The 19,802-nt window shown below is 47.5% G+C and carries 17 protein-coding genes; 8 read left to right on the top strand and 9 right to left on the bottom strand.

Going from position 1 to position 19,802, the window contains the following annotated elements; translation table 11 throughout:
* Nucleotides 1-15 precede the first annotated feature (15 nt).
* Entirely contained in the window at nt 16-705 is a 690-nt protein-coding gene (locus CFI10_RS15075; protein WP_242530014.1) for a DUF3087 family protein, read from the bottom strand.
* 19 nt (nt 706-724) lie between these two features.
* A complete protein-coding gene (locus tag CFI10_RS15070; protein WP_206835869.1) occupies nt 725-1,648 on the bottom strand; it encodes a LysR family transcriptional regulator in 924 nt (307 codons plus the stop codon).
* 95 nt (nt 1,649-1,743) lie between these two features.
* Here CFI10_RS15070 and CFI10_RS15065 point away from each other — a divergent pair, with 95 nt between their 5' ends.
* The gene (locus CFI10_RS15065) at nt 1,744-3,675 is read left to right on the top strand and encodes an FAD-dependent monooxygenase (protein ID WP_206835866.1); all 1,932 of its coding nucleotides are present in this window, start codon (nt 1,744-1,746) and stop codon (nt 3,673-3,675) included.
* 125 nt (nt 3,676-3,800) lie between these two features.
* On the opposite strand, the gene pobA is transcribed toward CFI10_RS15065, so the two are convergent.
* The 5 genes from pobA to CFI10_RS15040 form a co-directional block, all read right to left on the bottom strand.
* Nucleotides 3,801-5,021 carry a 4-hydroxybenzoate 3-monooxygenase gene (pobA, locus tag CFI10_RS15060; RefSeq protein ID WP_206835863.1) on the bottom strand — a complete coding sequence of 407 codons (1,221 nt, stop codon included), beginning with the start codon at nt 5,019-5,021 and terminating at the stop codon, nt 3,801-3,803.
* 153 nt (nt 5,022-5,174) lie between these two features.
* Entirely contained in the window at nt 5,175-6,080 is a 906-nt protein-coding gene (locus CFI10_RS15055) for a helix-turn-helix domain-containing protein (protein WP_206835860.1), read from the bottom strand.
* Nucleotides 6,081-6,152: 72 nt separating this feature from the next.
* On the bottom strand, nt 6,153-7,439 hold the full coding sequence (locus CFI10_RS15050) for a TRAP transporter large permease (protein ID WP_206835857.1): 1,287 nt from the start codon (nt 7,437-7,439) through the stop codon (nt 6,153-6,155).
* Nucleotides 7,436-7,948 carry a TRAP transporter small permease gene (locus CFI10_RS15045; RefSeq protein WP_206835854.1) on the bottom strand — a complete coding sequence of 171 codons (513 nt, stop codon included), beginning with the start codon at nt 7,946-7,948 and terminating at the stop codon, nt 7,436-7,438. Before CFI10_RS15045 ends, CFI10_RS15050 begins: the two co-directional genes overlap by 4 nt.
* A 26-nt stretch (nt 7,949-7,974) precedes the next feature.
* Entirely contained in the window at nt 7,975-8,994 is a 1,020-nt protein-coding gene (locus tag CFI10_RS15040; RefSeq protein ID WP_206835851.1) for a TRAP transporter substrate-binding protein, read from the bottom strand.
* A gap of 1,561 nt (nt 8,995-10,555) precedes the next feature.
* Between CFI10_RS15040 and nadC the strand changes: the two genes are divergently transcribed.
* Together nadC and CFI10_RS15030 are read left to right on the top strand one after the other, a co-directional pair.
* Complete coding sequence (gene nadC, locus CFI10_RS15035) at nt 10,556-11,392, top strand: carboxylating nicotinate-nucleotide diphosphorylase (RefSeq protein WP_206842211.1); 837 nt, start codon at nt 10,556-10,558, stop codon at nt 11,390-11,392.
* A 143-nt stretch (nt 11,393-11,535) separates the two neighbouring features.
* Nucleotides 11,536-11,997 (top strand): MarR family winged helix-turn-helix transcriptional regulator, encoded by a 462-nt coding sequence (locus CFI10_RS15030; protein WP_206835848.1) that lies wholly within the window; start codon nt 11,536-11,538, stop codon nt 11,995-11,997.
* A 310-nt stretch (nt 11,998-12,307) separates the two neighbouring features.
* On the opposite strand, the gene CFI10_RS15025 is transcribed toward CFI10_RS15030, so the two are convergent.
* Nucleotides 12,308-13,588 (bottom strand): Rieske 2Fe-2S domain-containing protein, encoded by a 1,281-nt coding sequence (locus CFI10_RS15025; protein ID WP_206835845.1) that lies wholly within the window; start codon nt 13,586-13,588, stop codon nt 12,308-12,310.
* A gap of 313 nt (nt 13,589-13,901) precedes the next feature.
* Here CFI10_RS15025 and CFI10_RS15020 point away from each other — a divergent pair, with 313 nt between their 5' ends.
* The 5 genes from CFI10_RS15020 to CFI10_RS15000 all read left to right on the top strand — a co-directional run bounded on the left by CFI10_RS15020 (nt 13,902) and on the right by CFI10_RS15000 (nt 18,883).
* Nucleotides 13,902-14,831 (top strand): PDR/VanB family oxidoreductase, encoded by a 930-nt coding sequence (locus tag CFI10_RS15020; RefSeq protein ID WP_206835842.1) that lies wholly within the window; start codon nt 13,902-13,904, stop codon nt 14,829-14,831.
* Nucleotides 14,788-15,978: a Gfo/Idh/MocA family oxidoreductase gene (locus CFI10_RS15015; protein WP_206835838.1), complete on the top strand. Its 1,191-nt coding sequence runs from the start codon at nt 14,788-14,790 to the stop codon at nt 15,976-15,978. The genes CFI10_RS15020 and CFI10_RS15015 overlap by 44 nt, the downstream gene beginning before the upstream one ends.
* 3 nt (nt 15,979-15,981) lie before the next feature.
* Nucleotides 15,982-16,968: an ABC transporter substrate-binding protein gene (locus tag CFI10_RS15010; protein WP_206835835.1), complete on the top strand. Its 987-nt coding sequence runs from the start codon at nt 15,982-15,984 to the stop codon at nt 16,966-16,968.
* 103 nt (nt 16,969-17,071) lie between these two features.
* Complete coding sequence (locus tag CFI10_RS15005) at nt 17,072-17,656, top strand: putative antibiotic biosynthesis monooxygenase (RefSeq protein WP_206835833.1); 585 nt, start codon at nt 17,072-17,074, stop codon at nt 17,654-17,656.
* A gap of 483 nt (nt 17,657-18,139) precedes the next feature.
* A complete protein-coding gene (locus CFI10_RS15000; RefSeq protein WP_206835830.1) occupies nt 18,140-18,883 on the top strand; it encodes a class II aldolase/adducin family protein in 744 nt (247 codons plus the stop codon).
* 27 nt (nt 18,884-18,910) lie between these two features.
* Here the strand turns inward: CFI10_RS15000 and CFI10_RS14995 are convergent, their stop codons facing one another.
* On the bottom strand, nt 18,911-19,783 hold the full coding sequence (locus CFI10_RS14995; RefSeq protein WP_206835827.1) for a DMT family transporter: 873 nt from the start codon (nt 19,781-19,783) through the stop codon (nt 18,911-18,913).
* Between the last annotated feature and the right edge of the window lie 19 nt (nt 19,784-19,802).

Below are 19,802 nucleotides of genomic sequence, written 5' to 3'. Positions count from 1 at the left end.
GAAATCAGACCAGCATCAGGGCTTTTTCTTATAGGCCGCTTTTAGCTGTTCGACCCAGTCGGGATCAAAAGTGCTTTGATCGGTGTCGATATCCAGCGCTTCAAGCCGGGCTGCGTGCGCTCGGCTTTCCGGCAGTAGGTCGGCCAAAGCGCTTTCGTGGTTTTCGAGCCGATACATCTGCTCCAGACCCTGGTGATAGAAACGCATCGCTTTCATTGCCACCGGGTCTTGTGCCTCAACGCCCGCCTTAAGCTGGTGAATGATGTTAGTCAGGCTCATCAGGCTGCGTTTGAGTCGCCAGTTATAGCGGGCTGATTCCATCCAGGGCTGTCTCATATAAAACAGCCTGAAAATGGCGGTGGTAACGATGATGCCAGCGATAACGCCGGCCAGATTCCAGCGGAAGTTGCCACCCTCGGGGTTACCGAAAAAATTCACACTGAGCGTAGCCAGAGTCATGGCAATCACAGCAAAGGTACCCATAACAATCAGGTTGCTCTTGCGGGTTTCCTGACGGAACTGCTCGGGGTTGCGGGGTTCAAGGGTAAAGGGGGCAGACATGGTGGGCTCGCGCTGGAATATCGTGCTGAGGGTAACAGGAATCGTTCGAGTGGCAAAGCGACAGTAAAGTGATAAAGGTACCTGGATCCGCGCCAGAATATTGGTGCGGGCAATACTCGTGAGCTGCAGAACCCAATCGAACACGTTGTGATAATTAATGATGTCAAAGATCCAGCCCGTAGCAGGGGGTATCGTGGTCCAGCTCAGTGATCAGCCGGCTCAGCAGTTCCTGAACCTTGAGCATTTCCGGGCGCCCCTCCTGCTCGACTCGTGACCAGAGTGCCAGGTCGCGCCGGGGGCCTGGTTGGCCTTCTACCTTGATCATCTGTTCCGGTGCTACCTCACCGGTCATCAACGTCAGTCGTGCCGGCAGACGCACCAGCAGATCGGTGGTGTTGAGCAGGTGCAGCAGCGAGCGGATACTGCCGGTCAGCGCCATTCTTGCGGCTTGTGGTTCTGTCAGTGCACGTTGGGTATCGAGAAAGCCAGCACTTGCACCGGCGATCATCCAACGGTGCTGTGCCATTTCTTCACGAGAGATCGGCAGCTGGCGCCCTATCAGCTTTGACAGCTTTCCGGCAAAGATGCCAGTACGGTCGCGAAACAGAATTTCGCGCTGTAGTGCGCTTTGTGCCACCGACAGGTGGGCGTGTGAAATCAGAAAGTCAAGCTTGCCTTCCTGTAACATCTCGATCTGAGCTGCTGCGGAAGCGGTGCGCAGATGAAACACAAACCGATTCTCACGCAGTAGCTCGGATGTCAGTCGACTGACCGCCGCGAACTCAAGCAAAGGATCGATGCCGATGACGAACTCGTGGTGGTAACCACTGTGCCACTGCCTGATTATCTCTTTACCATGTTCCGACTCCGCCAGTATGCGCTCGCCAATCTGAGCCAGTCGTGCACCTATCTCAGTGGGTTCGACGCCGTAGCGGGTGCGGATGAGTAAAGGGGCGCCCACTTTCATTTCCAGCTGTTTGATGCTGCGTGTCAGGGTAGGTTGGGTAATGTACAGCTGTTCGCAGGCGCGGCTGATAGAGCCCTGTTTGACGACTATCGCCAGTTGCTGCAGCAAATTGGGGTTCATATGCGTTTTCTTTTAGTCTGGTATTAAAAACCTATTTTTACTGATAGATGAATCTGTTTAAAGTGATTCGCACAATAAATAGAGGAGAACATCCAATGCAGTTTCATCTTAATGGTTTTCATCCAGGCGACCCTCGTTTCAATGATCCGCAGGATGCAGTCGTGGCACCGCCGATCAAGCGCCCGCTGCCGGATCAGGTTGATGTCCTGATCGTGGGCTGTGGCCCTGCCGGTCTGAATCTGGCGGCTCAACTGTCCAAGTTCGGCCTCGATATTGCCATTATTGACCAGAAAGATGATCGTCTGCTGGTCGGTCAGGCTGATGGTATCGCCTGCCGTACCGTAGAGATGTTCCAGGCTTACGGGTTTGCCGATCAGATCATCCAGGAAGCCTATCAGGTCAATGAGGCCGCGTTCTGGAAACCGGATGCCGACAATCCGGATCAGATCGCTCGCAGCAGCAAGGTACAGGATGTGGCCGATGACCTGTCTGAAATGCCGCATCTGATCATCAACCAGGCACGCGTGCACGACATGTTCCTGGATGTGATGCGCCAGAGCCCGAGCAAGGTTGAGCCGCATTATCAGCGTCGCCTTTTGGATCTGGAGATTGATCACAACGGCGGTGAGTATCCGGTAACCGCCACAGTCGAGCGTCTGGTGAACTTCTCCCAGTACAGCCAAGTGGTGGAAACCGTCAAGGCCAAGTACGTGGTCGGCTGTGATGGTGCTCGCTCCAGCGTGCGTACCGCCATTGGCAAGGAACTGGTCGGCGATGCGCTTAACCAGGCCTGGGGCGTGATGGATGTACTGCTCAACACCGATTTCCCGGATATCCGTCTCAAGTCACTGATTCACTCCAACAACGAAGGCAACATGCTGATCATCCCGCGTGAGGGTGGTTACATGGTGCGTCTGTATATCGAGCTGGACAAGCTGAACGAAAACCAGCGTGTAGCCCGTGATCAGATGACAGCTGATGTGCTTATTGCCGCTGCCAACCGTGTGATGAAGCCCTACACCCTGGACGTGAAAGAAGTTGCCTGGTGGAGCGTGTACGAAATCGGTCAGCGCATCACCACCGCGTTTGACGATTCCGACGAAGGCCACATGCCGCGTGTGTTCCTGGCCGGCGATGCCTGCCACACCCACAGCCCGAAAGCGGGTCAGGGTCTGAACACCTCGGTAATGGATACCTGGAACCTGGGCTGGAAACTGGCGCACGTGCTGACCGGTCTGGCCAATGAAGATATCCTCAAAACCTATTCCGACGAGCGTCGCGAGTACGGTCAGGCATTGATCGATTTCGACCGCGAGTTTTCACGCATGTTTAGCGCCAAGCCGAAGTCGGCCGAGAACCCGGACGGTGTTGATCCGGCCGAGTTCCAGCGCTACTTCCAGCTGTTTGGTAAGTACACCGCCGGTGTTTCCATTCAGTACCGTCCGTCGATCATGGTCAGCGAAGGTGCGCATCAATCATTGGCAACCGGTCTGACTGTGGGCAAGCGTTTCCACTCTGCACCGGTGGTGCGTCAGGGTGACGCCAAGCCGATGCAACTGGGGCACTGCCATCTGGCCGATGGTGCCTACCGCGTGTACGCCTTTGCCGGCAATGCTGAACCGATGTCCGATCAGTGCGGCGTCAGGGCGCTGTGCGAGTTCCTGGCCAACGATGTCAATTCGCCGCTGAAGAAGTACACACCGGCCGGTGCCGACGCGGATTCCGTCATTGACGTACGTGCCGTATTCCAGCAACACCATCAGGCGGTTGAAACCGACACCTTGCACCCAGTGCTGGCACCGCGCAAGGGCAAGTACGGTCTGCGCGACTTCGAAAAGGTATTCTGTGTCGACAGCCGTCCGGAATCGTCCGGAGGTGGCAAGAACATCTACGATATGCGCGGTATCGACAAAAAGCAGGGGTGTGTAGTGATTGTACGCCCGGATCAATATGTGGCGGAGGTACTGCCACTGGATGATTACAAGGGGTTCTGTGATTTCTTCAGCAATGTGTTGCTGGAGGCCTGATTTCAGCAATAGGACCCTTGCCGGTAATTGAAAAAAGGGGGGCAGGATAGCATTACTATCCTGCCCCCCTTTTTCATGAAAAATAAGTTCTGAAAGGCATGCTTTCAGATATGCGCTCGTTGTTATTAATACTCTTTCAGCTCTTCGTAGGGCAGGCCTACGTACTGTTCGGCAATAACCCTGCGACCGTTCTCGGAGTTCAGGTAGTAATCAAACTCGGATTCCATAAAGCGTGTGAACATCAGGCCATCAACACCGTTGTTGCTCACTTCGTCACCGAAGTCGTGCATCATGTTGGTCATCCACCAGCTGAAACGCTCCCCATGCCACACACGGCGGAGTGCTATTTCAGAGTACTGCTCGATGAAACGGCGGTCACCGGTCTCGTACACGCGTGTCAGAATTTTATAGAGTGTGGCTACATCGGATGCCGCCAGGTTCAGACCCTTGGCACCGGTGGGCGGGACGATGTGAGCAGCATCACCTACCAAAAACAGGTTGCCATACTGCATGGGTTCGCAGACGAAAGAGCGCAGAGGGGCGATGCTCTTTTCGATGCTGGGGCCGGTGACTACGTTGGCGGCAATTTCGTCTGGCAGGCGCTTCTTCAACTCATCCCAGAAAGCTTCGTCAGACCAGTCCTCGATTTTGTCGGTCAACGGTACCTGCAGGTAGTAGCGTGAACGGGTCTCGGAGCGTTGGCTGGCCAGTGCAAAACCTCGTTCGCTCTTGGCGTAGATCAATTCATCATGGCAAGGTGGGGTATCGGACAGCAATCCCAGCCAACCGAACGGGTATACACGTTCATGTTCGGTGCGCACATCTTCGGGAATGGTCTGACGTGACACGCCATGAAAGCCATCACAGCCAGCGATGAAGTCACAGTCCAGACGATACTCTTCACCGTCGTGGGTAAAGGTAATGAAAGGCTTGTCTCCCTTTACATCATGGGGCTGAACGTCGCTGGCTTCGTAGTAGGTGTCCAGTTTTGCAGCCTGCCGTGCCTCCATCAGGTCCTGCGTAATCTCGACCTGACCGTAGCAGACGACCACATCACCGCCGGTCAGTTCTTTCAGATTTATACGGGTGCGTTCGCCGTTGACAACCAGTTCAACGCCTTCATGCACATGGCCTTCACTATTCATCCGTTCGGCTACACCTGCTTCACGTACCAGGTCGACAAATCCCTGTTCCAGAATGCCAGCACGAATACGGCCAAGGACGTAATCGCCAGTTACACGTTCTACGATGATATTGCTGATTCCCTTGCGCGCCAGAAGTTGTCCGAGCAGCAGGCCGGAAGGGCCCGCACCAATTATAGCTACCTGAGTCTGAAGTGTTTTCATGGCGTTCTCTTATAATATTAGATCATGTTGAAAGGGGTGTTCACCCAGTCACTATGATTCAATACAGAGCACTCTCGATGAATGGAGAAAGTCGACGCTTGCAGGTACATTTCAAACACTGAGTTAGCATCGTAATGTGTGGGCGGGTTCGCTTCAGTTTTGTTCGCGGTGCTCACGGAACACGGATGGAGTGGTGCCGATACGACGTTTGAAAAAGCGCGAAAAGTAGGCTGGGTCAGAAAAGCCCAGCTCATAGGCAATCAATGACACAGGTGCCGATGAATAGATCAGCATGCGCTGGGCTTCAAGCGCTAAACGATCCTGAATCAAGTCCCCGGCACTCTTGCCGGCAACCGCCTTGCATGCCCGGTTAAGACCAATAGTGGTTGTACATAAAGCCTCTGCATAAAACTGACAGGGCTGGTGTTCCCGGTAGTGCTTTTCGATCAGTTCACACAGTTGCTGATAACGGGTTTCATATTGGCTAACACTGCGTTGACGACGGTTGGCATGTAAATGACGTCCCATCTTGATCAAGATCGAGAATAGCAGACACTCGAACAACTGCTGTTTGCCCGGCTGGTTATGACTGTATTCATACACGAGTTGTTCAAGTGTTTGGTCAATGAACCGTTGATCTGCCTGGTGATCGCATAACAGTATTGCGTGTGCAGAGCGCATCAGCTCTTCCTGAAGGTTTAAGCTTCGCCCCATACGGTCTTCGCTTATTAACAGCCGCGATAATGTAATTACAAAGCCGGTTGTAACATCATGCTCGAACTCAAAGCCATGTGCGACCGATGGAGGAATGGTAAAGAGACAGGGGCCTTCAAAGGCATGCTCCTGGCCGTCAAGGTGAGCGCGAACAGCACCGCTGTGCACGTAAACCAGTTGGAACATGCGCGGGTGGCTGTGAATTCCGATGTTCCAGTTGAAAAGGCGCGCACGGGACTTGATATCCTCGATATGGAAAAACTCGGGATCTTTGAGAGAGGGTGCCTCGCTGTAGAGTGAATAGGTCGATATGCCCGATAGGCGAGACGAAGCCGCCGTATGCATGATGTGAGGCCTCCGGTTGAAAGTACAGGGGCTTGAGGCCGTTATTGGTAGCCTCAAGCCCAGGGTGTTCTGTTACACCAGCCCCAGAGCCAGCACAGGGAAGGCTATGATCAAGGCAAGGCGAACGAGATCTGACAGCACAAACGGCATTACCCCTTTGTATATGGATCCGATCGGCACATCCTTGGCAAAGGCCTTGATTACGAACACATTCATCCCAACTGGGGGAGTGATTAACCCCAGCTCAACGGTGATGACAGCAACCACACCGAACCATACCGGATCAAAGCCAGCCGCCTGTATCAGCGGGAATACAACAGGAACGGTCAGCAGCAGCATGGCGATACTGTCCATAACACAACCGAGCAGCATGAACAGCACAAGAACGGCGAACAACACCATAAAGGGAGAAAGGTTCAGAGCATCCACATACTCCACCAACTCAAACGAGATGCGCGATACACTCAGGAAAAAGCCGAAAATCTCTGCGCCCAGAATCATGAAGAAGATCATGGCGGAGGTGACAAGTGTTTCTTTCAATGCATCGACAAAACCAGTCCAGCGCATGCCGCGCTGAATGGCAATCATCAGAGTACAGAACGCACCTATTGCAGCTGCCTCAGTGGGGGTGAAAAGGCCAAGATAGATCCCGCCGATGATGATAACGAACACACTGGTAAATGGCAGTAGACCCTTGAGCCCTGCCAGCTTTTGCATCAGGGAGGTTGCTTCGCCCGGCTGAGCCAGTTCAGGTTTTAGACGCACCAAAACGGTAACGGTGACGCAGTACAGCACAAGTCCCAGAAGGCCTGGAATCAGGCCTGCCATAAACATGTCACCCACAGACTGCTCGGTAATCAACGCATACAGCAGCAGGGCGATAGAAGGAGGAATCATGATGCCCAATGTGCCGCCAGCGGCCAGGGTGCCGGTTGCCAGCGAGTCGGCGTAACCGTGCTTACGCATTTCGGGCAGTGCCACACGAGACATACTGGCCGCCGTAGCGACAGAGGAGCCGGATATGGCCGAAAAAATACCGCAGGACATCAGGGCCGCCAGCGAAATACCGCCGCGCCATGCGCCAAACAGTGACCGGGCCCCCGAGAACAGCTGATTCGACATGTTCGAGCGTGAGGCCAGCACACCCATTAGAATGAACATTGGGATGGGGCTGAAGTTGTAATTGGTTAATGTTTCGAAAGGAGCGCTTTCGAGGATGGCCATGGCTGGGTCAAAGGCGATGATCCATGCGAAGCCTACAAATCCTGCAATAGCCATGGTCAAGGCAATAGGAATGCGGATCGCCAGCATTAACAGCATCAGGCCGATACAGATAAAACCTATAGTGGAGCTGCTCATGCTTTACACCCCATTACCTTACCGATTTGTGAGCCGGTCAGCATAAGTGAGCGCAATGCCAGCATGGCAGTGCCGATCAGGGTAGCAACAAAAATGTAGGACATCGGAAACATCAGATCCTGAGTGGTTTCGCCGCTGATGTGCGATGATTCGACCGCATGCCAGAAGCGGATGCTCATGCCCAGTGCCAATAGTGTGTAGCCGGCAAAGCACAGAGTGTCGAGCACTGCCTTAGAACGATCGGAGAGGTTTTCTGTGAACAGGTCAACCACTACCTGTGAACGATCAACGCACCAGGGCAAGGCGTAGAGAATGGCAAACAACAGCGCAAAGCGGACCAGTTCGATCCCACCATTGAAGGTGAGATCGAAACTGCCGTCAGTGAGCCTGAACAGTGCGCGGGTGATAACGTCAGCCAGTACAACCAGCATCATTACGGTCAGCATCATGGCACTGATCCACAGCATGCCTCGACAGATGGTATCAACCAGACGGGCAAATCCAGACATTACAAACTCCTACCTGAACGCAGGGTTTAGAGGCACTGCTCGGAAAGCTCGAGGGCACGCTTGTAAACATTGCGCGCCGGCATTCCCTTGTCTTCGAGCTCTTGCAGGTAGTTTTCAGTGGTAGCATCCAAAACCGGCTTCCATGCCGGGTTTTCTGCACCGCCTTCAATAGTGATCATGGTATGGCCCAACTCAACAGCTTCGGCACGGCCCAACTCGTCAACCTGATCAAAGATCTTGCCGGACTGCTTGGCCAGCTCCAGGCCGGAGTGCTTATCGATAACCTGTTTGAGGTCATCAGGCATGCTGTTGTAAACGGACTTGTTCATGGTCACCATAAACGACAGGCTATACAGTCCGATTTCGGTGTGAGAGTCTGCCAGTTCGTTGATGCGGAAAGAGTTCACGCCTTCCCAGGGCAGAGACACACCGTTGATTACACCGCGTTGCATGGACTCATAGGAATTCGGTGCAGGCATGCCTACGGGCTGAGCTTCAAGGCCTTCCAGCATTGACCCGACTACCAAAGTGGGGCGACGGATACGCAAGCCCGCGAGATCAGCGGGTTCACGTACCTCCTTGCCTTTCAGATGCAGATGCCCCTGACCATGGGTGAACAGAAACAGTGGACGGGTATCCTTGTACTCATCGGCAATCAGGCCCTCCTCATAGAGTGACTGAATGACACAGGACCCCTGCTCAGCGGTCTTGACGACCCCCGGCAACTCGACAACCTGAGTCAGTGGAAAACGGTTGGCGGTATAGCCCTGCACCGTAGCCGTCATATCGGCAATACGGTTTATGACAGCATCATACTGGGCAGGTGGCTTCGACAGAGTGGCGCCGGGATAGATTTCAACTTCAATGCGGCCATTGGAGTCAGCCTCTACGGCATCCGCCCAACCCTGGAATATTTCTTTGTGAATTGGCGAAACTGCTGGCCAGAAATGTGCAAAACGCAGCGTAACATCTGCGGCCTGTGCAGCGGATGTCATGGCAATGGATGCGGTTAAAGCAGCAACGGTTTTGTTGAGTGTTATTTTCATTATTATGCTCTCTGCGATGTTGTTATTGATTGTGTAGATGGTGTCGGAGGGGCCTTATCAGACAAACTCCTCGGTATCGATCTCAGCTAAGGGAACGTTGCGCCGACGCATTGCATTCGAACCAAAACCTACCATCGGCCCATGCATTTGAGTAATTGAATAACCTCTTGCGCTATTCAATTTTTGCAAAGCTAAGAGTTTTTAGATGTCGGAATAACGTGAGGCCTCTTTATTCAGCATTTTGATAAAGCGGCCTTGGGTTAGTGTGTTCTGCCAGTATTAAACCGGTGGCAATTTAGATCTAGAAATCCGGGCTGTAAGCCCCATGATTGCAGGGGGTGCTCCGATCGAAACTGCCGCCGGGTTAATAATGGCGCAGGGCAAGTCCGATAGGTCAACTTGTATGGCTTAGGGAGTAGGGTATAACCCCGAATATGCCCTGGCGCTGATGGGTCAAAATCAGGGACAGACGGAATAATTTGCGAATGAATATTTGTGAGCTGGTTTCAACGAATCGTGTAGGTTGTCGGCTGCCGGGATCATTGAACGGGGTGTCGAAAAATGCACGTGCGGGTGTCCCGGTGAGCGGGACAACCCAACTTACAGGCCTATATTTTCAAGTGTGAGCGAGTAGCGTTGGCGAAGCGGATGGTCCTTGTGGCCGATGATGGCCAGCGGTGCTGCTAATAACAGTCAATGCTGACTCACGACCATCCGCGAGGACTAACGTGATGAGTCCACTAGTCATGTTCAGGTGCGCGATGTAGTTGTCCCCAATAACTATCTATACTGTTGTAATACCGAGGGAGCTGCGAATAAGTCCGATTCAAGACTTTGAAATGTGGTTGTTACTGCCTCAGAAGCGGAAAGTTGGCACTTTTCATGCCTTTTAACCGATCACAATCGCCTTCTCAGGCGGTACAGGCAATTTGGTCCACCCGCACAGCGTTGGCCAGTGCGGACAACATCGCAAGTTTGCTGCCGTTCTTCTTTAGACCGCGGCAGCGGGCTTCTACAAAACCGTACTGACACATGATGGTCCGAAGTGGATGCACAACTTTCGCACAGACAGATAGGAGCCTTTAGGTACTCTGTTTGAATCCTGGCTTGTTGGTAAGGGGTATGACCGACGGCCACTACTGGCCTTAGGATAGTGAAGCTCCATGCCGGTTTCGAGACGCCTCCCACAGGGTCAGCTTGTCCATTCGGCCCAGGAACTTCTCCGTAGGTAGGGATCTGACGGCGCTTATTGCTGAATGCGCTGTTCGTGAATGTAAGTTGCTGATTTATCGGTGCGTCCTCAATCGTGTGTAGCGGCATTCTCTCGTATTTTGGTCATTTTATCGCTGGGTTCATGTCTGAAATTAAGATATATTGTTATGTATCTAATTTTTCATGTTGGCATGTAATTCATGTGGTAGAATGTATATTACAAAAATACTACTTTAACAGCTAGTAACACTGTCGAAGTTTTACGAGTATGTCTCATCAAGGTTCTTGCTAAAATTACCATAGTGTAATATCAGATAGAAAGGGGTTTATAGTGTACGAACTGGATAATATGGCGTTACAGATTGCAATAGCAACAAATGTAAGTGCGGCTCTTACTGAGGATGTTGCAAGTGGTGACATTAACGCATTATTGATTCCCGAGTCTCAAACTGCTCTCGCGAAAATCATTACACGAGAAGATGCGGTGCTGTGTGGAACACCTTGGGTTACTGAAACCTTCCGTCAAATTGATCCTTCAGTTGAGTTACGTTGGTACTTTAATGATGGTGATATCCTCAAAGCCAATGATCTTATTTTAGAAATTAAAGGCCCCGCACGCTCTCTCCTCACTGGAGAACGGACAGTACTTAATTTTCTTCAATTAATGTCGGCTGTTGCAACGAGAACTAGATACTTTGTTAGTAAAATTAGTGGAAACCCACTGGAACTCATCGATACACGAAAAACGATACCGGGACTAAGATTGGCTCAAAAATATGCAGTCACCTGCGGTGGCGGAAAAAATCATAGAATGGGTCTTTACGATGCTTTTTTGATAAAGGAAAATCATATCGTAGCTTGTGGTAGCATCGGTAAAGCAGTAGCTGCTGCACGTACTTTAGTACCAAATAAATTAATAGAAGTTGAGACTGAAACCCTTGAGGAGCTGCAGCAAGCTCTCCATTCCGGTGTAGATATAATTATGCTGGATAATTTTTCACTAGAAGATACTAGAAAAGCGGTAAAATTGAGTCGTGGTAAAGCAAAAATCGAAGCTTCTGGCGGTATAAATGACGATACACTAATAGATATCGCACAAGCTGGTGTCGACTACGTATCAATGGGTACCCTTACCAAAGATATTAAAGCCGTCGATTTGTCGATGCGATTATACATGAATGTATAATCGCATCCTACGATGACTGATCGTGTGTATATAAATATGCAATATTACTGAGCTAACCTGATATGTGAAAGCACCTGTAAGCCTAGGGCTGTCAAAACTAAGTTTACAGGTCTGATGCTATGAGAGATTTCAGGATATAAAATATGTCTGAAGAGAAATTTAATGCTGCGCCAGACCTCAAAAATGAGAGGATGGCACACATCGTTCGAGAGCTTTCTAAGCAGTACTTTAATTCATTAGAACGGCGATTACTTCCCTACGGTGTTAACCATGGATTTTGGGCATATTTACGTGAGCTATGGAATGAGGATGGGATATCTCAGAAAGCCTTAAGTGAACGAGTTGGGCTTACTGGCCCCACAACAAACTCCGTTGTTAAGCGAATGTTATCAGCAGGTCTTATTGAACTTCGTCCTATCGTTGAGGGGAAACCACGGCAAGTGGTTTATTTAACTGAATATGGAAAAAGCCTGAGGGAGACTCTTGAGCCTCTAGCAAAAGAAGTAAACGATGTGGCTCAAGATGGTATAGGAACTGAGGAAATAGCAATTGTTCGAAAATATTTATTGAATATGTATTTTAATCTTTTGAAAGATAATAACTAGTCAGGAATCAGGAACTCCCTTTGGTCTAAAGTATAATGATGATGCCTAATTTTATATTAGCAATAACCAGTAATATCTTCTATTAGGCTAAATTAGATATGAAGTTATGATTTTTATATATGCCATTTAAATATATAAAAAAGATCTATTTGTAAGATGAAATCGAAAGACCCATAGTAAAATTTTAAAGATAAGACCCAGCACGATACTTTATCCATACTGGGTCTCTAGAGCTTTTATTAGCTTAATGAAGTTTATGGTTCATTAAGCCTAAGCCCAATAAGGTTCCCTTACAGAATCTTTGAGGTTACTATTCCGCTGACACGTTATCTTTCCAAAGTTCGCGCCAATCTGACTCTTTCGGTACTACGCCTTGGAACGAAGCGATTGATGTCTGAACAATTGATTCGCTAGTGCCAATGGCAGGTTCGCCGTCAGCAACCCTCTGAGCAGCGTCAACCATGGTACGACGAAACTCCACAATAGCCAAATCAGAAGAGCCAAGAATATCATCTGTACGATTAACAATTTTTCCCATTGAAACCCACATTGCTATATCTTGGTTTGGAATACCGGCAATACCTGTAAAGTCGCCTTCCTTCATTTTTGTTCGATCTTGGCGAAAACGGTTTTCCATAGTGCCCACCGTAGCCCAAGTAATTGGATCTACATCTATACCTGGCACTGCACGAGCAAACTTACGCCACGCATCAGTATCTGGCGTAGTTTCTGGGTTACCCCAAGCGATGAAGTGGAAATTACAGTTTTCGTTATCAATTGGAACGATAACCGCCGCGACGTTGTACGAAGTATTAGGCGGAATCAATGCATAGTACGGAGCAACGTATTGCGTTATACGGATATAGTCATGAGTCGATGCGTTAGTAATCGGACGACGGATCGCCGCATATTGGAAACCATAATCGGTTCTCGCAGACTGCATACGCGGAGATTTGTCCGTAGATGGACGGTACCAACCTTGGTCATCAGCCGCAGCACTCTCAACTTTAGCAGGAACCATATCGGAGGAGTGTAGTGAAGAAGAGTGCGCAGAGTCAATCTGGCCTTCCAAAACCTGCGCCCAGTTACAAGGTAGGCGGATTTTTAGAATTGATACCTGGACGTCTTTATTAGGTGCAAACGCTGGTTTTTTGAATTCAGGAGCGTTGCCTTCTCCCAGCCAAGCCCAAAGGAAACCACCCCATTCAATAGTTTTATAAGATTTGTGCTTCACTTTAGAGCACATAGACTTTTCTACTTCTGGTGGTTCTGATGCCATTGCCACAGCATTGCCTTCTACATCGAACTTCCAACCATGATACAAGCAACGGATACCACAATCTTCATTTCGGCCGAATACCAAGGAAGCCAAGCGGTGGGGACAAAGCTCATCTAAGAGTCCGACTCGACCTTCAGTATCACGAAATGCGACGTAACGAGAACCCAATGCTTCAACAAGCACTGGTGTTCCATCGCACTCCTCTACCTCTTCAAGTAGGCAAACAGGGGTCCAATGCTGACGCATAAGCCGCCCCATAGGGTCCGTTGGCATAACATGAGTTAACAATTCGTTTTCTTGTGGTGTAAGCATCGTGCCGTTCTCCGTTTTATTTTACTTCACATAACTGGCTAAAACGCACTAAGGACCTTGCTGGCCAAATATGTGTTAGCACTTTTGGGCTTGTTGCTGAATGCGATGAGAGGCGAAAGGATGTCTAGCACACCCTTACCCTCGACCATCGAAATAATAGATAGCTAATCTTTCAGTGTCAACAAAATTAGAGGTCTAATTTTGTTGACTGGCAATAATTAGATTGCTAACATTGATGCAGGTCATGGGTAATCCGATATAAGGATTTCTGACAGAGGATTCATGTACTTAGCGACACTCAGAGAGAAAAATAATGAAGCTGAAAGTGACTGCTCGGCGCACACTTACGCCAGAAATTGAAGAATTCACACTGACGCCTGTTGATGGGCAACAGTTGCCACCAGCGGAACCTGGTTCGCATGTTTCTATCACCACGCCCTCAGGAGCCCATCGTTACTATTCACTAGTTCATCCAGGTGACAATCTAAGCGCGTACACGGTTGCTATAAAAAAGGAGCTGAATTCACGGGGCGGTTCAAGGTCGATGCATGAGCAAGCAACAGTGTCAACCGTCCTTGATGTAGAAACTTCTGATAACGAATTTCCACTCGGTCCAAAGCACGACGCTTTGTTAATCGGCGGCGGTATCGGCATCACACCGATTTACTCTATGGCTCAACGACTAAAAGTAGAGGGCAGGAAGTTCAGAGTTGTTTATTTAGCCCGCAGCTATGAAAAAGCAGCATATGCTGATGAACTTAAAGAGCTTTGTGGAGATAGCATTATTATCCATTATAGCGAAGGCGATAGTTCAAATGCTTTCGATTTTTGGGATTTATTGATGAATCCAACGCAAGAGCATATCTATTGTTGCGGGCCAACCTCTTTAATGGAAGAGGTGAAAGGAGGCACGGGACATTGGCCTGATGGTCGAGTTCACTTTGAGGAGTTCATGCCCGTTGAAATCATTCGAGATACTGATACAGAATTTACCGTCGAACTTGCTAAATCAGGTGAAACGATAACCGTCCCCGCAGATCACACGATTCTGGAAGCTCTGCGCGCTAATGGACACGACTTTTCCAGCTCTTGTGAAACAGGAACTTGTGGTACCTGTAAATGTAAGTACAGGGAAGGTGAAGTTGATCATCGTGATTTGGCTTTAATGGATGACGAAAAGTCTGACACAATTATGCTGTGTGTCTCCCGAGCAAAAGGTGATCGCCTTGTCCTCGATATCTAATCCAGTTCGCCTTGGGGTGGCAGGTTTAGGGAGGGCCTTTGCGCTATCGGCCCCTGCTATCCACGCACACCCAGGTATTATATTAGTTGCTGCCGCAGAGCCAAACTCTGAACATCGGAAGTCATTAGAAAAAAATTTTGGTGCCAAGACCTATACTGATGTCACCGACCTTGTCAATGATCCGGATGTAGAAGCGGTCTATATATCAACACCTCACGGATTGCATAAAGAGCATGCTTTAGCCGCTATAAACGCCGGTAAGGCGGTCCTTATTGAGAAACCGATGACAGTTTCATTAGAGGATGCATCATTATTGATTGAATCAGCAAAAAAAGCGGCAGTAAAGATAATTGTTGGTCCTAGCCATAGCTTTGATGGTCCGGTTAAACTTGCCGAAACCCTAATTGCTGAAGGTAAGATTGGGCGTGTAAGGATGATACATGCGCTCTATGCCACAGATTTTTTATATCGTCCAAGAACAGCCGCTGAGCTTTCAACTGACTTAGGTGGTGGTGTGGTGTTTAGTCAAGCCGTCCATCAAATAGACCTTGTGCGTCGCTTGGCAGGAGTCCCTGCTCAACGAGTCACGGCAAGGACAGGTGGAGCCTGGGATACAAACCGACCGACGGAAGGTGCCTACAGCATGCTGATAGATTTCAGCGAAGGTGTTTATGCCAACCTAACGTACTCAGGTTATGCACATTTTGACGGCGATCGGCTGATGGAGAATACTTCTGAATTAGGTATACCCAAGCCGGATGAATTCAAGAATGCCCGTAAAATATTAGAATCAATAGAAGACGAGTTAGAATTTAAGTCGTCACGTGGATTTACATCACTCGAAACGTGTCCTCAAGCCAAAACTCATGAGCACTTTGGGCAGGTTTTCGTATTCGGTGATCGCGGAGACATACGTCTGACTCCGAACGGTGTAGAAATAACGTATTGTGATGGCCCTATTTTCTACCCAGCACCCTTTAGAACCGCACGAGCAGAAGTTTTTGACACGCTTTATACAGCACTACGTGAACAAGCTTCACCATTACAAGATGGTGAATGGGGTCGTGCCTCACTCGAAATATGTCATGCACTACTTAAAAGTAGTGAAACTGGTGACGCAGTCATACTCAATTACCAAAAAGGATAAAAAATGTCTAAGCTTCAACTTTCCCTAGCTATGGGTGACTATGATAGAACTCGTCCAATTCATGATGGTCGCGTACAAATCGACGGTATCGATCCGATCACATTTCTTCAGTCACCCGAAGAAATGTTTTTTAACGCATTTCGCCACGAGACATGTGATATTTCAGAAATATCTTTAAGTTCATACTGTGTTTCGTTGACTAGAGAAAACCCTCCATATATCGCAATTCCTGTTTTCCTTAGCCGTGCTTTTCGTCATTCTTCTGTTTATATTCGTGCGGACAGAGGAATAGAAACACCTCAAGACCTCAAAGGCCGTCGCATTGGTATTGCGGAATATCAACTGACAGCAAACGTATGGGTTAGAGCAATCCTTGCAGATGCAGGTGTCACTCCTGATCAGATTATTTGGGTACGTGGAGGGATGGACAAGCCAGGACGTCCTGAAAAGATCAATCTGGATCTACCAGACAACGTGACTATCGAAAACGCACCAGAAGGCTCCACGCTGAATCAGATGCTAATCGATGGTGAGATAGATGGTTTCATTGGTCCTAGATGGCCACGTTGTTACCATGAAGGCCATCCTCAGATCCGTCGCTTATGGCAAGATGGTTTGTCTGCAGCACTCCAATGGCATCAAGACACCGGGTTATTCCCAATCATGCACGTTCTGGGTGTACGTCGCAGCCTAGCCGAACAGCATCCATGGTTACCGGGAGCACTTCTAAAAGCCTTCACTGAAGCTAAAACAATAGCACTTGACGCCCTATCGGATACTTCGGCAACTAAGGTTACGATGCCGTTTGTCGAAGATATTTTGGGTGTAACGCAAAAAATGTCTAAAGATCTTTGGTCATACGGGGTCACACCTAACGTCAAAACATTAGAATATTTCCTGCGTAACCACTACGAACAGGGGCTGAGCTCAAGACATCTATCTGTAGATGAACTGTTCCACCCCGCAACTACTGAGGTCTATTCTTTGTAACTATATTTAGCTATTAGCAAATATAAGAGAAAACCAGCCAGGTCATACCTCGCTGGTTTTTCCTACAATTTGATCCTGAGAGTGATATATAGGCATTCAATGCATGAAGGATGATAACTTACTCGATGTTGGGCACGATACAGTTCCTTCAGCATCATATTTGGTTTCTCTACGTATCAATCACTCAGCAATTGATAGGTTAGCCACCCATCTCTCTCAATTGAATCTTTTGTTGAAAGATCATGCTGGATTTGAGTCTATTGATATAGTGCGTCGAGATGATGGCCAAGGTGTCGAAATATTTTGTATTTTGAGGTTTAAATGTAAAGATGACCTGGAATCATGGAAGCTTTCTTCAGATGGAAAGGCGATACTTAATCCTACTGAAGCATTATCCGTACTCGACGTAACAAGACAACAGGCCTGTGGCTCAAGTATTTGGTTTGAGCCTGTTGTTAGACTTCCTATCCCCCCGAAGCCTCCACGCCTGTGGAAACGGTGGTTGGTTAGCTTAGTCGCTGTTTACCCTGCTCTTATTGTGCTTATTTACCTGCTCAAGCCAATTACGTCGAAGGTAGCAGAACCTATTGGTCTATTGTTAGTCGCCACTGTACTTACAGGGGTTACTACTGCTCTAATCGCACCTTGGCTCTCGAAGAGATTACACAAATGGCTAATCTCCAACTAATTTAAAAATAAATTTTCTATAAAAACATTATAAATAAATATCTGACTAAAGAATAATATAAATTATCTAGTCCATCAAGAGTGGTTAGTAACCGTAAAATATCTCTTTGTTAACAGGATTTTTCTTTATCTGTTGATATGTCATTACTGAGATCTAAATATTCCATATATACGATAAATTAGTATATTTTTCAGCTTTACCCTTATAAAAATTATCCAGTCATATTATACATACCGATCTATGATTATTGTAAATAAAACTGTGCTCCGTCCATCTGGCTATATATCATAATAAGATAGTCTCCTAATTAGTTAGCAATAATTATTTTATATCCTAGAGGGTGGCTGGAATATTGGCATTTATTTATTTTATTGAAAATCCAAATGAAATATAATTATTATGTTGAAATTTAAATCTTGATCTTGATCTTGATCTTGAATTGGATTAAACCTATTTAATAATCAAAATAAAGAATAGAGTCCTATGAATAATATAGAAATTGAAAAACTTATCGATGACTTGGTATCTGCAAATTTAATTCTATTCAACGAAGGTGTTTTAGATGCTTTTGGCCACGTTAGCGTGAGAAATCCTAATAATAGAGATCATTTTTTCTTAGCAAGAAACATGGCGCCAGGTCTCGTGACCAAAGGAGACATCCTTGAGTTTAACATGGAGGGTGAAGTTGTAAACGATGATTCTAGAAAGGTCTATCTTGAACGCTATATTCATAGTGAAATATATCGGGAACGAGATGATGTCGAAGCGATTGTTCATAGTCATTCTCACTCGATCGTCCCCTTCAGTGTTGTAAAGTCCGCTCCCTTAAAGCCACTATGCCACATGAGTGGTTTCATAGGTACCCATGTTCCTATATTCGAAATACGCGATGTGACCGGTAATGATTCAAATATGCTGGTTACTAGCAAAGCACTTGGCGCATCATTAACTCAATCTCTTGGAAAAAATACCCTCGTACTTATGAGAGGCCATGGCTCTACAGTTGTTGCACCGAGCCTAAAGCAAGCTGTCTATCGAGCTATTTATGTCGAAGTTAATGCACAATTACAGATTCAAGCGTCCAGGCTTGGACCAATCGAATTTTTATCTGAGGGAGAAGCACGCGCGACTCAAATAACTAACGAAGGACAAGTAGACCGTCCGTGGAATCTATGGAAAAGCCGAGCAATTAAGGCTCAGAAATATTGGCTATCGGAAGTTTCATAATTTACTTTTATCAAAAAAGTCACATTGCTAGTCTTTAAATAAGGTTAGTAGTGTGACCCCGATAACTATACCAAATGTTCCAATAGTTTTTTGGTAGTTAAAATTCTCATTACTCTTTGAATATAACCAAGTTCCAACTAGTACAAATAGCGGAGTCGTTGCCGCCAATGGCGCGACCACCAGCAAGTTTCCAATTGCCAATGATAGATAAAGAAATACCGGCCCAATACTCGAAAGAATTCCAGCGAATAAAAAATAAGTAAACTCTCGACGATTACATGAAATTTTAAATTTAGTAACCAATAAATAAAAGCTTAATATAATCCATGAGACAAAAACCGTTACTGTACTGGCAAGTACAGGCGAATTAAGCAGGTCTATGCCTAATTTCCTAAGAGCAATAGATATACCATAAGTTAATGATGCCAGGAGAGGGTATAGGAAATATATATGATGATCACTATAATTTATTGAATTGCTATTCGATCCAGAAAATATGGCGATTAATAATGATCCTGTTATTATTAAAAATGCACCAAATATTTGAATGATATTTCCGGACTCGCCTAGAAATAAAAGCCCTATTAATACCGTTACCAAAGGATGCGTCAGTGTTAAGGCTGTCGTTGTATTCGCACCTAATCTAGACATACCAACGAACTGAAATAACCGACCAAGTAATGGAGCAAATATACCCGAAATTATAAAGAATTTAAGATCAAGTAGTGAAATGGATTTAGGCAGGTCTATAAATAAGTTCGATAAACCAAGGATAAATATATTGACGGTAAGAGTGATCCATAAGATAGAAAGGTGCGAGGCGGTTTCACGACCTATTTTTACTAGTAAAAATGTGGCCGCAAACATAATGGAAGATAATAATGCATAAATAACTTCCACTATGTGCCTCGCTTTAAAA

The sequence above is a fragment of the Marinobacterium iners genome (assembly GCF_017310015.1).
Lineage (GTDB): Bacteria > Pseudomonadota > Gammaproteobacteria > Pseudomonadales > Balneatricaceae > Marinobacterium > Marinobacterium iners.
This window is presented reverse-complemented; position numbering and strand designations above follow the sequence as displayed.